The following is a 13,990-nucleotide window of genomic DNA, read 5'->3' as shown; positions in this document are numbered from 1 at the left end:
CCTGTGCTGCCATATCTATATCTCCTGCCCGCCGGCCATGACGGCCAGCCCGGCCACGATGTCCCGGGCCGCGAACCGCCGGGCCATGCCCTGGGCTGCCGTTTCCATGGATGCGAGCCGCTTGCGGTCGGTAAGCAGCCCGAGTGCCCGGTCGGCCAGCGCCGCGCCGCTCAGCCCCGACTGGGGCAGCAGCATGGACGCGCCGAGGTCCGCCATGGCGCGGGCGTTCATTGTTTGGTGGTCGTGAGTGGCCTGGGGGAAGGGCACGAAGATGGCCGGAACCCCCGCCGCCGCTATTTCGAAGACCGTGGACGCCCCGGACCGGCAGACAACCAGGTCGCAGGCCGCATACTCGGTCCCCATGTCCTCGATGAATTCCCGAACCTGCGCCGGGTCCGCGCCGGCCGCTTCGTAGGCGGCGCGCACGCGTGAAAAGTCGATTCGGCCCGTCTGGTGAATCAGGTCGATCCCGGCTTCCATGAACTTCGGCAACGCCTCGATGACTGCGTCGTTGATGGGCCGGGCCCCCTGGCTGCCGCCAAAGATGAACAGCCGCTTGCCCGGCGTCCGCCCGTGTCGCCGGTCGCCCGCTTTGAATATCTCGGGCCGCACCGGGTTGCCGGTCAGATAGGTCTTTTCCGGGGGGAACGCGCCCAGGGTGTCCGGGAAGCTCAGGAAGACCCGCCGGACCATTTTGCCCAGGACCTTGTTGGTCATGCCGGGCACGGAATTCTGCTCGTGCACGGCCGTGGGGACGCCCAGGATGCGCGCGGCCAGCACCGGGCAAAAACCCGCGTATCCGCCGAAGCCGATGACCGCGTCGGGTTGGAAGCGCCGGACCTCGTACAGGGCCTTGGGTATGCCCGTGCCGAGCCAGCCCAGGCCCGCAAGGACGCCCGTGACGCCCTTGCCCATGATGCCGCTGGCGGGCAGTTCCAGGAAATTCAGGCCGTGCTTGCGGGCGAGTTCGCCCTCGGGGCCGGGGCCGCCCATGAACAGGAGGCGTATGCCCTTGTTGTATTCGCGCAGGGCCGTGGCCACGGCCAGGGCCGGGAAAATGTGGCCGCAGGTGCCGCCGGTGGTCAGAATGACGCGTTCCAGGGTCATGCCGTTACCCTCCGGGAGAGGTTGAGCAGGATGCCCGCGCAGAGGAAGGACACGAGAAGGGACGATCCGCCGTAGGATATGAACGGCATGGCCACGCCCTTGGGCGGTACGGTGCCGAGCACCACGGCCAGGTTCAGGATCATGCCCAGCGCCAGGATGCAGGTCGTGCCGAAGGCCGTGAACCGGTCCTGGAGGTCTTCGAGCTTCATGGCGATACGGAAGGCGCGGTACAGGAACAAGCCCACCAGGATGAAGAACAGGGACATGCCCACGAAGCCGAGTTCCTCGCCGACCACGGCCATGATGAAGTCGTTGTGCGCCTCGGGCAGGAAGAAAAGCTTGCGCTGGCCCGCGCCGATGCCGGTGCCGAAGATCTTGCCCGAACCAAAAGCGTACAGGGACTGGACCAGTTGGTAGCCTTCGTTCTGGGCCGAGGCGAAGGGGTCCAGGAAGGCGGTCCAGCGCTTGAAGCGGTAGGGCGAGGAGGAGATGAGCAGCCAGCCAGCGCCGCCCGCGAAGATCAGCGAAATGAACAGGTAACTGAATCGGGTGCCGCCCACCAGGCACATGAAGAAGAGCAGGCCGCACATGACCACGGCCCCGCCGAAGTCCGGCTGGAGCAGGAGCAGGCCGCACAGGAATCCGGTCACCAGGAAGGGCGGCAGGAAGCCCACGGAAAAGGTCCGCACCATGTCCTGCTTGCGGGCAAAGAAGTAGGCCAGGTACAGGACCAGGGCCACTTTGGCGTATTCCAGGGGCTGGACGTTGACCGGTCCGATGCGCACCCAGCGGCTGGCTCCGTTGACGCTGGCCCCGAGCGGCGAGATGCACAGGGCGAGCAGGACGATGGCCAGCCCCACCCAGAGATAGGTCAGGGAGTAGATGACCTTGAGCGGAACCCGGATGCAGATCATCATGGCGACGAGCCCCGCGCCGGTGAACATCAGTTGGCGCTTGAAGAAATAGTAGGTGTCGCCGTAGATCCGCTCGGCCATGATGCCCGAAGAGGACAGGACCATGATCAGGCCGAATCCGGCCAGGACCAGGGTGGCCGTCAGCAGCCAGTAGTCCATGCGGCCCCGGGCTCCGTCCTTTCTGCCATTGAGGGAATTACTCATGGAGTCCCTCCACCGCGCGTTTGAAGTCCGCGCCGCGCTCGGCCATGTTGGCGTACTGGTCGAAGCTCGACGTGGCCGGGGAGAGCAGGACCACGTCGCCCGGCGCGGCCATCGCGGCCTGCCGCCTGACGGCCGCTTCCAGGGTTTCGTCCCAGGTTACGGGAAAATGCTTGGCCAACTCCGGCTCCAGGATGTCGCGCGAGCCGCCGAACAGGCCGACCGCCGTCACGCGGCCCTCGATGTCTCCGGCGAATTTGGCCACGTCGCCCCCCTTCCACACGCCGCCCATGAGGATGCGCACCGGGCGCTCGAAGGCATGCACGGCCGCTTCGGCCGCGTCCAGGGTGGTGGCCTTGGAGTCGTTCACATAGAGCACGCCGCCCTTCTCGGCCACGGGTTCGATGCGGTGGGGCAGGGGGCGGAAGTCCCGGATGGCCTCGGCGGCCTGCTCCTCGCTTACGCCGAACCGTTTCACGGCCTGCCAGGCGGCCTCCACGTTGGAGCGGTTATGCTCGCCCATGAGGTGCGGGGCCTCGAACCGGTCCGTGGGCCCGAACCATTCGATGCGCGCGGAGGTGAAGGACCGTCCGTCGAGCAGCGGGTGCAGGGATTCGTGCAGCAGGGCGGTGTCGTCCGGGGTCATTTGGCTGAACAGGTGCAGCTTGGCGTCCAGGTATTCGGCCAGATCCTCGTGGTAGTCCAGGTGGTTGGCCGAGAAATTCAGGAACAGGCCGACGTGCGGCTTGAACTGGCGGCAGTTCTGCAACTGGAAGCTGGACACCTCCAGCACGATGATCTCGGCGGGCTCCATGTCCAGGAGATATTCGCACAAGGGCACGCCGATGTTGCCCCCGGTGAAGACGCGGCGGCCCGATTTCTCCAGGATTTCGGAGATGAGCGTGGTGGTCGTGGTCTTGCCGTTGGACCCGGTCACGGCCAGGATCGGGGCTTCGATGAACCAGGAAGCGAACTCCAACTCCGAGACCAGGTTTTGCCCGGGCAGCCCTTTGAGCACCGGGGCGAGCTTCTTGACCGGCACGCCCGGGGAAAAGACGACGATGTCCGCGTCCTCGAAATGGCGTTTCTCATGGGGGCCGGTGACCAGTTCCGCCTTGCCCGCCAACGGGCCGAGCCTGTCCTCGGTGATGGACTCGTCGCGGTCCGCCACGCGCACCCGGGCTCCGAGCGCGTCCAGAAGACGGGCGGCGGCCAGGCCGGATTTGCCTGTGCCGACGACCACGGCCTGCCTGTCCCGGAGGACGGCGTCTTGGATGAATTTGCGGACGGTGCGGTTCACGGTGCTCTACCTCAGTTTCAACGTGGACAGGGCCATCAGGGCCATGAGTATGGACAAGATCCAGAACCGGACGATGATCTTGGATTCCGGGATGCCCTTGAGTTCGAAATGGTGGTGCAGGGGGGCCATCTTGAAGATGCGTTTGCCCCCGGTGAGCTTGAAGTAGCCCACCTGCAAAATGACCGACAGGGTCTCGAAGACGAACACGCCGCCCACTATGGCCAGGAGCAATTCCTGCTTGGCCAGCACGGCCACGAAGCCGAGCGCCCCCCCCAGGCCGAGCGAGCCCACGTCACCCATGAAGACCTGGGCCGGATGGGCGTTGAACCACAAGAAGCCCAGGCCCGCGCCGACCATGGCCCCGCAGAAGACCGTGACCTCGCCGATGCCCTGTATGTTCTGCACCTGGAGGTACTCGGCCATGGTCGCGTGCCCGGACACGTAGATGAAAATGGCGAAGCAGGCCATGGCCACGACCATGGGCCCGATGGCCAGCCCGTCCAGCCCGTCGGTCAGGTTGACCGCGTTGCTGGTCCCCACCATGACGATCATGGCGAAGGGCAGGTAGAACCAGCCGAGGTCCGGGTTGAAATTCTTGAAGAACGGCACGGACAGCCGGGTGGAGTAGGCCGGTTCGTTGATGAGCAGGGCGATGGCCGCGGCCGCCACCAGGCATTGCAGGATGAACTTGGCCTTGGCCGACAAGCCCTTGTTCCGCCGCTTGACCACCTTGATGTAGTCGTCCGTGAAACCGATGGCGCTGAACCCGGCGAAGGCCAGCAGGGTCAACCAGACATAGACGTTGGTCAGGTCGGCCCAGAGCAAGGTGGACACGGCCACGGAGAGGAGGATCATGATCCCGCCCATGGTCGGCGTGCCCTGTTTGGCTTGGTGCTTGGGGCCGTCCTCGCGGATGTACTGGCCGCACTTGATCCTGGTCAGCCAGCGGATCATGGCCGGGCCGAACAGGATGGAGATGATCAGCGCGGTCAACAGCGCCCAGACCGAACGGAAGGTAATGTACCGGAAGACGTTGAGCACGCCCACATCCGTGCTGAACGGAACGAGCAGGTTATAGATCACTTACCGCCTCCTTGGGCTGCCGCGTTCAATTCCCGGCACAAGGCGTTGGCGTGCAGTTCCATCCTGAGGGAGCGAGAGCCCTTGACCAGGACCACGCCCTCGGAGATGCACAGCTCCCGCCACGCCTTGATGAATTCGTCCGCGCTTCCGGCCGTGCGCATGAAGGCGCCGAAGCCGCGTTCCACGTCGAGGAAGTGGTCGCCCTTGTAGAAGACCATGGCGGGCGCGACCTCGCGGATGACCCCGCCCAGTTCCTCGTGGCACCGGATCGCCTCGCCGCCCAGTTCGCGCATGTCGCCGAGGACCAGGACCAGGGGGCCGTCTCCGGCCATTTCCCTGGCGGTGCGGATGGCGTTTGCCATGGACAGGGGGTTGGCGTTGTAGGTGTCGTCCACCACCGTGATCCGGCCGCCGGTTTTGCAGCAGAACCGTTGCGGATCGACGCGCATGTCCTGCACGCCGTTGACGACGTCGTCCCGGGTCAGTCCCAGACAATGCGCCGCGGCGGCCACGCAAGCCAGATTCTCGGCGTAGTGGGCCCCGCGAAACGGAGCGGTCAGTTCGCCGTCGCCGTCCGGCGTTTTCAGCCGGAAGCGTCCCCGGCCGTTGTCCAGGGAGCCGAGATAGACGGCGTAAAAATCGGTGTCGGCGTCCGCCCGGCCCGAGAAGCCCACCGGCGCGTCCACCAGTTCCAGGGCCGCGTTCCAGAGCAGGGGGTAGTCCTTGCAGACCACGGCCCGCCCGCCCTGGCGCAGATAGCGCAGCAGGGAGGTCTTGGCCTGGGCCACGCCCGCCTCGTTGCCGAGGCCTTCCAGGTGGCCTGGGCCCACATTGGTGATGACGGCCAGGTCCGGGCTGGCCACCGGGGCCAGCTCTTCCATGTCGCCCTGTCGGGAGATGCCCAGTTCCATTATCCACAGTTCTTGGTCGGCCGAAGCCTTGAGCATGGACAGGGGCAGCCCGATCTGGTTGTTGAGGTTGCGGTAGTTCTTGGCCGTGGAAAATTTTTGCGAGGCCACGGCGAAGAGCATCTCCTTGACCGTGGTCTTGCCCGCCGTGCCGGTCACGGCCGCGAGCTTCGCCCCGCAGATGTCGCGCCAGCAGGCGGCCAGCCGGCCCAGGGCCGCCCTGGTGTCGCGGACCATGATCACCGGCGCGTCGATCTCGCCGATCATACGCGAGGTCACCACGGCGCAGGCGCCGCCCGCGGCAGCCTGGGCCGCGAACTCGTGGCCGTCGAAATTCTCGCCCGTGAGGCAGAAGAAAAGGTCGCCGCGCTCCACGGTACGGGAGTCGGTCTTCACTTCGGAGACCATGGTCTCCTGGAAGCCTTCATCGGCCAGGGTGCCGAGACAGCGTGCGACTTCAGCCAGGGTCAGGTTCACGAATACACTTCCTCGATGGCCTTGAGCGCGGCTTCCCGGTCCGAGAAGTGGCGCTTGGCGGTGCCGATGATTTGATAGTCTTCATGCCCTTTTCCCGCGATGAGCAGGGCGTCGCCCGGCTCCATCTCGGCCACGGCCATCCTGATGGCCTCGGCCCGGTCCGGGTTCTCCATGATCCGCTTGGCCCCGGCCAGTCCGGGGCGGGCGTCGTCCATGATCGCGACCGGGTCTTCGGTGCGCGGGTTGTCCGAGGTCAGCACGGCCACATCGGCGTAGCGGGCCGCGGATGCGGCCATGAGCGGGCGTTTGGTCCGGTCGCGGTCGCCGCCGCAACCAAACACGGTGATCAGGCGCTTGAAATTCAGTCCCTTCAGGGTTCGCTGCACGTTTTCCAGGGCGTCCGGGGTGTGGGCGTAGTCTACGAAGATGTCCAGGTTTTGGTCGTTCATTACCCGTTCCAGCCGTCCGGGCACGCCGGGGAAGGTGGACAGGGTGCGCATGTCTTTGCAGCCCAGGCCCAGTTGCAGCCCGACGGCCTGGGCGGCCAGCAGGTTCAAGGCGTTGAACGAGCCCACCAGGGGCGATTGGACCACCCAGGTCTTGCCCTTCCAGGAGGTCTCGATCTCCATGCCCTGGCCGGTCATGGACAGGATGCGCCCCTGGACCAGGGGTTTGTCGCCGATCTCGCCGCGCACGGCCTCGGCGTCGCCGATGCCGTAGCCGACGCCGCCTTCGCACTCGGCCAGCAGCCTTCGGCCATAGGGATCGTCGTAGTTGATCACGCCCGCCTTGTTCAGGCGCGGATACTCGGCGAAGAGTTTGGCCTTGGCCCGGAAATAGGTTTCCATGTCGCCGTGATAGTCCAGGTGGTCCTGGGTCAGGTTGGTGAACACGGCGGCGTCGAAGTCCAGCCCGGCCACGCGGTACTGGTCCAGGGCGTGGGAGGAGACCTCCATGACCGCAACGTCCACGTCCGCCTTCTTCATGTTGAAGAGCAATTCGTGGATCATCCAGCAGTCCGGCGTGGTCAGGGGCGCGTCCATCATGAAGCCGGGCCAGCGGTAATTGACCGTGCCGAGCACGCCCACCTTGAGCCCGCTTTGGGCCAGCAGGTGCTCGATGATGTAGGAGGTGGTCGTCTTGCCGTTGGTTCCGGTGATGGCCACCAGTTTGAGGTCGCGGTCCATGACGTGGAAATGGGCCCGGGCCAGTTCGCCCAGGGCGACGGCCGGGTTGTCCACGTACACGGCCACGGCCTTTTTCTCGATCACCGGGGCCACCAGGTCGCGGGCCGCGTCCTGGACCACGATGTAGCGCGCGCCGTTTTCCAGGGCGTTCGGAATGTAGTCGATGCCGCGCACGGCCGTGCCGGGCATGGCCACGAAGCATTCGCCGTCCTGGACCTTGCGCGAATCCGTGTGCACGACCAGTCCCTTTTTCGCTTTTTCCAACAGGGTCTCGAAATCCATGATGCCCCGTACCTTTTCCTTTTCGCTATGAGAGCCAGAGAACAAAAACATCATCCGTCCCCTCCTTGGTGCGGTTGCCGGGCCAGGGCCGCCCCGCGGCGGGTTCCTGGCGCTTGACCGTCATCCCCTGCCCCTTGAGCACGGGAACGATCCCCATTCCCGCCAGGGTCTCCAACGCCCGGCGCACGGGCAGCCCGGCCACGTTCGGGACCGTGCCGTCGTCGGCCCGGGCCAGGGGCGCGGGCACGGCCTCGGTCAGGGGGCCGTCGGACGCGACGTCCTCGGCCATTCCATCCGCCGCGTCCGCGTGCAGGGTCTCGGACAACTGGCCGTGGTAGGCCAGGGTGCGCACGGTCACCTCGCGGCAGACCGGGGCCGCGACCATGGAGCCGTAGTTGGACTTCTGCGGTTCGTCGATCATGGTGATAACCAGCAGTTCCGGGTCCTGGGCCGGAACCAGGGCCACGAAGGAGGACAGGTATTGGTCGCCGTAACCGCCTTCCTTGGATGCCTTCTGGGCCGTGCCGGTTTTGCCCGCCATGGTGATGCCCTGGATGCGGGCGCTGCGTCCGGTGCCGTCCTCCTGGACGACCTCTTCCATCATCTTGAGCACCGTGGCCGCGGTCTCGGGGGTGAAGACCTGGATGGAGGCGTTCCTACGTTCGCTTTTGGGGCTCAGGATCAGATTCAGATCGCGGGTGGACCCCTGGTTGGCCAGGCAGAGGAAGGCGTGGGCCAACTGCACGGCGGTCACGCCGATGGACTGGCCGAAGCTGATGCAGGCCAGGTCCACGGAAGTCCAGGTCCCGGCGGGACGGAGGATACCCGAGGACTCGCCCGGCAGGCCGAGGTGGGTCTTCTCACCGAATCCGAGTTTGGTCAAATAGTCGTGGTAGACCCCGGCGCCGAGGTTCATGCCGATCTTGGCCATGCCGATGTTGGAGGAATAGCGCAGGACCTTGTGGGCGGGCAGCCATCTCGCGGGATGGGTGTCCCGGATGACCCGGCGGGCGACCTTCCAGCGGCCGTTCTCGCAGTCGATAAGGGTGTCCGGGGTGATGGTCCCTTCCTGCAAGGCGGCGGCGATCAAAAACGGTTTCATGGTCGAGCCGGGCTCGTAGATGTCCGTCAGGGGACGCAGCCGGCGCTGGGAGGGCTTGGACGAGCGCACCGTATTCGGGTTGAAGAACGGTTCGCTGGCCATGGCCAGGATGTCGCCGGACTTGGCTTCCACCACCAGGACGATGCCCGCCCGGGCCTCGTATTTGGCGATGGAATTGGCCAGGGCCTGCTCGGCGGCGTGCTGGATATGGGTGTCGATGGTCAGACGCACGTCCGCGCCGTTGACGTCGATCTCCCGGCCGTGGGCGTCGAGGTAGAGCAGGCGGCCAGTGGCGTCGCGCTGGACCACGAATTCGGCCTTGCTCGGGGAAAGCATCTTGTCGTAGACGCGCTCGATGCCCTCGCGGCCCCGGCCGTCGATGTCGGTGAAGCCGAGCAGTTGCCCGGCCAGGTGTCCGTTGGGGTAGATGCGCGCGTGTTCGGTGGTCAGCCGGACGCCCTTGAGATCGGCGCGGCTCAGGGCCGCGGCCTCGCGGTCCGAGATCTGCCGTTTTATCCAAACAAATTTTTTGCGGGATTTGAGCCTGCGGTAAACCTCGCGGCGGGACAGCTTGAGGTCGCGGGACAGGACGTCAGCGGCCACGTCGATGTTTTCGATGTCAAAAGGACGTGCGAAAACGGACTGGGCCTCTACCGAGGTGGCCAGCATTTCGCCGTTGCGGTCGAGGATGCGTCCCCGCTCGCCGTATTCGTATTCGGCGGCCAGGCTTTGCCTGGAGGCCTGATCGGCCAGGGCGTCGCCCTCATGGAGCTGTACCCAGCCGGTGCGTACCCACAGAGCACCGAGCGCGATCGAGAAGAGGGCCATGACGAACCCCATCTTGATCCCGCTGTGATCCGTGCGCCTTGCGTTGTCCTTTGCCATCGTATTCCCTGTTTCCCACTATGGCGGCGCGTTATATGGCGTAAAGCGCGTCGCTATTGCGAAGCTATGCGCCGTATCTGGCCCGGCGCCGCCACTCCCAGGCCGAGCTGGCCCGCAAGCTTTTTCAGTCTGTAGGGCGAAACCAGATTGTTCCTCTCAACCGTCAGTTTCGCGGCCAGATCCTCTTTCCGGCCCAGGCTCTGCTCCATCTTGCGCAGGTCGTATGCCAGGTCCATGCGCTCGATATTCAACCAGACCGCTCCCAAACCGAGGAACAGCGCCATGCCCAGCAGGCTCAGCACCATCCAGAGGAGCGTCTTGTCGGTCTTGCTCATGCTTCTTCTCCGTCGGGTCCAAGCCGTTCCGCCACCCGGAGCTTGGCACTCCTGGCCCGGGGGTTGGCGTCCCGCTCGGCGTCCGAGGCGGCCACCGGTTTCTTGGTCAGCACTTTCATTTCGGGCACGCCGCCGCAGGTGCAGTGGAGTTGATGCGGGGGGCATTTGCACCCTTTGGCGGCATCCCGAAATGCGTGCTTCACGGCCCTGTCCTCCAGGGAGTGAAACGAAATTATGGCCAGCCTCGCGCCTGGTTTCAGGCGTCCGACTATCGTTGCAAGGTAATGTTCAAGTTCCTCAGTTTCCCTGTTGACCGCTATGCGCAGTCCCTGGAAGGTCCGGGTCGCCGGATGGTTGCGGGCCGTGTGCCGCATCTTCGGCGGGTAGGCCAGCCGCACTATCTCGGCCAGTTGAAGCGTCCTTGTGATCGTTTCCTTCTCCCGTTCCCTCACTATTGCCGACGCGATCTTTCCGGCCAGGGGGTCCTCCCCGTACACCCGGATGATCCGCGCCAACTCTCCGTGTTTCAGCGTATTGACCAGCACTTCGGCCGAAGGGCCGACGTCCGGGTCCATGCGCATGTCCAAGGGCCCGTCGTGGATGAAGCTGAATCCTCTTTCCGCTTCGTCCAGTTGCAGGGAGGAGACGCCGAGGTCCAGGACCGCGCCGTCGATCGTCTCCCAGCCGATCTCGTCCAGGGCTTCCTCGTACCGGGAAAAGGGCAGGTGGAAGAGGTGCGCGCGGTCCGCGAACGGCTCAAGCCGTCTGGTTGCGAGCGCCAATGCCTCCCGGTCCCGGTCGAGCCCCACGAGCTCGGCCCCTTCGCCCGCCGCTTCGAGAAGCGCCAGGCTGTGGCCGCCCATGCCCAGGGTGCCGTCCATGTAGCGGCCGCCGGGGCGTGGCCTGAGCCACCGAACCACTTCATGTAAAAGAACCGTGGTGTGGAGCGAGGCGGGGCTGACTTCTCCCGGCTTCATTTAGAAGGGCAGGGAGACGTTGTTTTCGGCCAGCTCCATGGACACGTCATAGTCCTGGTCGAGCAGGTCTTCGAAAGCTTCGGCGGACCAGATTTCCAACCGCCTGCCCGCGCCGATGACCACCACATCCTTGTCGAGCTTGCCGGACTTGCGCAGGTGCGCGGGAATGGCAATGCGCCCCTGCTTGCCCACCGGGGTTTCGGTGTACCCCAGGTTCAGCAGCCGTATGGTGTTCTGCAGCGCGCGGCTGGGCGATTTGATCGACTCCAGTTCGCGTTCAAGCTTGTCCCATTGTTCGGGGGTGATGCCGATGACATGCTTGTCGAAGATGGTCAGCACAATGACCCCGTCCGGCAACTCCGAACGGATCGCGTCCCGGAACTCGGGCGGCAGAATAAGCCGACCCTTGTCGTCCAGGCTTCTATGTGCGTGACCTCTGAACTTCATCAAATCCCCCGGAGCCTCATCTTGCTCCACATCTTTACACTATGTCTACACTAAATTCCACTTCTTCCCACCTCTGCGCGAAATTCAAGGGAAAGTCAACCGTCCCGGCGGTAAGCGGCAGGCGAAATTCACCGAGTTTCATTGATTTTTTCGCGTCCCGCGCCTAGACTTGCACCAATTCCGAATAAGGGCCATTGCCTATTGTTCTGTAAATTCAAACACAAGAAGAGCTTCGGCGGGGGCGCTCCCATGGGGGGCGGGCCGGGGCGGGGAGGCTGTCATGGACAGGCATATAAAGATAATATCCACCTTGGGCCCGGCCACCGGGTCCTATGAGGCGGTCAAGGAACTGGTCGAGTCCGGGGCCAAGATCTTCCGGCTCAATTTTTCTCACGGCGGCACGGAGTTCTTCGCCCAGATGGTCCAGGTCATCCGACAGCTGGAAGAGGAGACCGGTCTGACCCTGACCGTGCTCCAGGACCTGTCCGGCCCCAAGATCCGCACCTGCGACGTGGGGCTCGGGGCCTTTGAGGTGACCAAGGGAACCGAGGTCATGCTGGGTACTCCGGACAAGGTCGAGGGCATCAAAGAGCCGTTCATCTGTCTGGACATCCCCGAAATGTTCCACGGGCTGAAGGTCGGCGATCCCGTGGCCCTGTCCGACGGCATGATCCGTTTCAACGTGGTGGCCGTCGAGGACGAACACCTGATCCGCCTGAAGGCCACAAACTCGGGCATGTGCCCGCCGCGCAAGGGCATCACCTTCCCGGGCACCAAGACCCCGCTGGCTCCGCTGACCGACAAGGACAAGAAAGACCTGGCCTTCGGCATGGAGCTGGGCGTGGACGTGGTGGCCATGAGTTTCGTGCAGAAGCCCGAGGACATCCGCAGCCTGCGCCGGGAGATGGCCCAGCATGGTCGGCAGCTGCCCATCGTGGCCAAGCTCGAACGCACCGCGGCCCTGGACTGCCTGGACGAGATCATCCAGGAGGCCGACGGCATCATGGTCGCGCGCGGCGACCTCGGCCTGGAGTTGGATCTGGCCGAACTGCCCGTGGCCCAGAAGCGGATCATCAAGTCGTGCAACGAGGCGGGCAAGCCGGTCATCGTGGCCACCCAGATGCTCCTGTCCATGGTCAACTCGCCCATGGCCACGCGGGCCGAGACCACGGACGTGGCCAACGCCATCCTGGACGGGGCGGACTGCGTCATGCTCTCCGAGGAAACCGCCATCGGCAATTATCCCGGCGAGACCGTCCGGTTCATGCGCAAGATCGCCTACCAGATCGAGGCCTTCATGTTCGAGCCCGGTCACGCCGAGCTGGACCGGGGCAGCGCCCGGGAGCATCCCTCGACTTTCCTGGCCTACGCCGCGGCCTTGCTCGCGGGCAAGACCAATGCCCGGGCCATCGTCTGTCATTCCACTTCCGGAGCCACCTCGCGGCTGCTCTCCTCCTGCCGTCCCAAACAATCCATCTACGCCCTGTCGTCGGACAGCACGGTCAGGCATTTCACGAACCTGTCCTGGGGGGTTATTCCGGCCATACCGCTGGACGTCATTCATGACCACCAGGAGCGGGCCGAGGTCTTTGTCCGCCAATGCACGGACTTCGTGGAAGGGGACATCGTCATCATCACGGCGGGACAGCCTGAGCGGGGCAAGTCCACGACCCAGACCAACGTAGTCAAACTGTACCAGAAACTGAGCAAGGAAGAGGACTAGCCGACCTATGCGAGCCGACCAGAAGCACGACATCCCCGATGGGCTCAACGAAGAGTACTACCAGGTCAGCGCCGACATCCTGGGCAGCTTCAACAAATACCGCCCCCCTCTGAACATCTTCACCTTCAAAGAGGACGTGGCCCGGGTTATTCCCTATTACAAGGTCGGCGGCAGGCTCTCCAACGACCAGGTCGCCGAGCTGACCGACCTGACCAACCAGGGTCTGGTCTTCGTCTCGCGGGAGGACCATCCTGTCTACGTCAAGCACATCAGCTACCAGTTGGACCTGGTCCTGGTGGACGGGAATCTCAAGGAAAAGGAAATCGCGGACATCTTCACCCAGGCCCTGACCCGCCGGCTGGCCGAGTTCTTCGAGCAGCCGGTCAAGGCGGTTTTCGATAAGCTCTGGGTGGACCTCATGGTCCTGTCCGAATACCTCTACAGCGACATGAGCCGCTCCCGGGCGCTGGTCCGGCGGCTGCACAAGGAGCATTCCCTGGAGAACCACTCGATGAACAGCGGCTTTCTCGGCCTGGCCCTATGGGCCAAGACCAAGGAGAAGGGGTTCGCGGAAGGGGTCAAGCGGCCCACTTTCGACCGCGTTCTGGCGGGGCTCTTCCTGCACGACCTGGGCATGGCCAAGGTGCCCCTGTTCATCCGCACCAAGGACAAGCCGCTGACCGGCGAGGAGCGCGCCAAGGTCAACGGGCACACCAAGGTGGGCTTCGAGATGCTCGGCAAGCTCGGCCTGCGCTACGCCGAGATGGACCAGTGCGTGACCGAGCACCACGAACGGCTGAACGGCTCGGGCTATCCGCTCAAATCGGTCAAGCAGGAGTTTCCCGGCAGACTGACCGCCGTGGCCGATTCCTTCTGCGCCATGGTCACCAAGCGTCCGTATGCGGAGCCCATGAGCCCCGTCCAGGCGGCCACGTCCCTGGCTCAGGACCCCCGCTACGACCCGGAGCTCACCAAGGCCTTGCAAATGCTGCTTTTGATCGACCTGAAAATGAAGTAGCCCGCGCCGTCCGTTTCACGCCGAAGCGCCGAAAAAAAGGCCCG

12 protein-coding genes are annotated in these 13,990 nt (G+C 64.6%); 2 read left to right on the top strand and 10 right to left on the bottom strand.

The genetic code is table 11. The features are described from left to right. Positions 1 to 15: 15 nt before the first annotated feature. The 10 genes from murG to J0909_RS07240 are packed head-to-tail and all read right to left on the bottom strand — an operon-like array spanning position 16 to position 11,205. Positions 16 to 1,101: an undecaprenyldiphospho-muramoylpentapeptide beta-N-acetylglucosaminyltransferase gene (gene murG, locus J0909_RS07285; protein WP_502757434.1), complete on the bottom strand. Its 1,086-nt coding sequence runs from the start codon at positions 1,099 to 1,101 to the stop codon at positions 16 to 18. A 2-nt stretch (positions 1,102 to 1,103) separates the two neighbouring features. Further along, positions 1,104 to 2,225: a putative lipid II flippase FtsW gene (gene ftsW / locus J0909_RS07280; protein WP_207261693.1), complete on the bottom strand. Its 1,122-nt coding sequence runs from the start codon at positions 2,223 to 2,225 to the stop codon at positions 1,104 to 1,106. Beyond that, a complete protein-coding gene (murD, locus tag J0909_RS07275) occupies positions 2,218 to 3,522 on the bottom strand; it encodes a UDP-N-acetylmuramoyl-L-alanine--D-glutamate ligase (protein ID WP_207261692.1) in 1,305 nt (434 codons plus the stop codon). The genes ftsW and murD overlap by 8 nt, the downstream gene beginning before the upstream one ends. 6 nt (positions 3,523 to 3,528) lie before the next feature. Beyond that, positions 3,529 to 4,605, bottom strand: a complete 1,077-nt coding sequence (gene mraY, locus J0909_RS07270) for a phospho-N-acetylmuramoyl-pentapeptide-transferase (RefSeq protein ID WP_207261691.1) — start codon at positions 4,603 to 4,605, stop codon at positions 3,529 to 3,531. Next, entirely contained in the window at positions 4,602 to 5,990 is a 1,389-nt protein-coding gene (locus tag J0909_RS07265) for a UDP-N-acetylmuramoyl-tripeptide--D-alanyl-D-alanine ligase (RefSeq protein ID WP_207261690.1), read from the bottom strand. Before J0909_RS07265 ends, mraY begins: the two co-directional genes overlap by 4 nt. After that, positions 5,987 to 7,510, bottom strand: coding sequence for a UDP-N-acetylmuramoyl-L-alanyl-D-glutamate--2,6-diaminopimelate ligase (locus J0909_RS07260; RefSeq protein WP_207261843.1), 1,524 nt, complete (start codon positions 7,508 to 7,510; stop codon positions 5,987 to 5,989). The genes J0909_RS07265 and J0909_RS07260 overlap by 4 nt, the downstream gene beginning before the upstream one ends. Further along, the gene (locus J0909_RS07255; protein WP_207261689.1) at positions 7,485 to 9,446 is read right to left on the bottom strand and encodes a penicillin-binding transpeptidase domain-containing protein; all 1,962 of its coding nucleotides are present in this window, start codon (positions 9,444 to 9,446) and stop codon (positions 7,485 to 7,487) included. Before J0909_RS07255 ends, J0909_RS07260 begins: the two co-directional genes overlap by 26 nt. Before the next feature lie 53 nt (positions 9,447 to 9,499). Further along, entirely contained in the window at positions 9,500 to 9,781 is a 282-nt protein-coding gene (locus J0909_RS07250; protein WP_207261688.1) for a hypothetical protein, read from the bottom strand. After that, positions 9,778 to 10,758, bottom strand: coding sequence for a 16S rRNA (cytosine(1402)-N(4))-methyltransferase RsmH (rsmH, locus tag J0909_RS07245; protein ID WP_207261687.1), 981 nt, complete (start codon positions 10,756 to 10,758; stop codon positions 9,778 to 9,780). Before rsmH ends, J0909_RS07250 begins: the two co-directional genes overlap by 4 nt. Continuing rightward, positions 10,759 to 11,205: a division/cell wall cluster transcriptional repressor MraZ gene (locus tag J0909_RS07240; protein ID WP_207261686.1), complete on the bottom strand. Its 447-nt coding sequence runs from the start codon at positions 11,203 to 11,205 to the stop codon at positions 10,759 to 10,761. A 280-nt stretch (positions 11,206 to 11,485) separates the two neighbouring features. On the opposite strand from J0909_RS07240, the gene pyk reads away from it, so the two are divergent. After that, positions 11,486 to 12,928: a pyruvate kinase gene (pyk, locus tag J0909_RS07235; RefSeq protein ID WP_207261685.1), complete on the top strand. Its 1,443-nt coding sequence runs from the start codon at positions 11,486 to 11,488 to the stop codon at positions 12,926 to 12,928. Between the two features lie 7 nt (positions 12,929 to 12,935). Next, a complete protein-coding gene (locus tag J0909_RS07230) occupies positions 12,936 to 13,946 on the top strand; it encodes an HD-GYP domain-containing protein (protein ID WP_207261684.1) in 1,011 nt (336 codons plus the stop codon). Positions 13,947 to 13,990: the final 44 nt, after the last annotated feature.

Origin of the sequence: Desulfovibrio sp. Huiquan2017, from assembly GCF_017351175.1 — a bacterium.
GTDB lineage: Bacteria > Desulfobacterota > Desulfovibrionia > Desulfovibrionales > Desulfovibrionaceae > Pseudodesulfovibrio.
This window is presented reverse-complemented; position numbering and strand designations above follow the sequence as displayed.

Excerpts from the sequence above, each read along its gene's own strand:
- rsmH (WP_207261687.1), bottom strand. The coding sequence starts at position 10,758 with ATGAAGCCGGGAGAAGTCAGCCCCGCCTCGCTCCACACCACGGTTCTT.
- J0909_RS07250 (WP_207261688.1), bottom strand. The coding sequence starts at position 9,781 with ATGAGCAAGACCGACAAGACGCTCCTCTGGATGGTGCTGAGCCTGCTG.
- J0909_RS07255 (WP_207261689.1), bottom strand. The coding sequence starts at position 9,446 with ATGGCAAAGGACAACGCAAGGCGCACGGATCACAGCGGGATCAAGATG.
- J0909_RS07240 (WP_207261686.1), bottom strand. The coding sequence starts at position 11,205 with ATGAAGTTCAGAGGTCACGCACATAGAAGCCTGGACGACAAGGGTCGG.
- ftsW (WP_207261693.1), bottom strand. The coding sequence starts at position 2,225 with ATGAGTAATTCCCTCAATGGCAGAAAGGACGGAGCCCGGGGCCGCATG.
- J0909_RS07260 (WP_207261843.1), bottom strand. The coding sequence starts at position 7,510 with ATGTTTTTGTTCTCTGGCTCTCATAGCGAAAAGGAAAAGGTACGGGGC.
- pyk (WP_207261685.1), top strand. The coding sequence starts at position 11,486 with ATGGACAGGCATATAAAGATAATATCCACCTTGGGCCCGGCCACCGGG.
- J0909_RS07230 (WP_207261684.1), top strand. The coding sequence starts at position 12,936 with ATGCGAGCCGACCAGAAGCACGACATCCCCGATGGGCTCAACGAAGAG.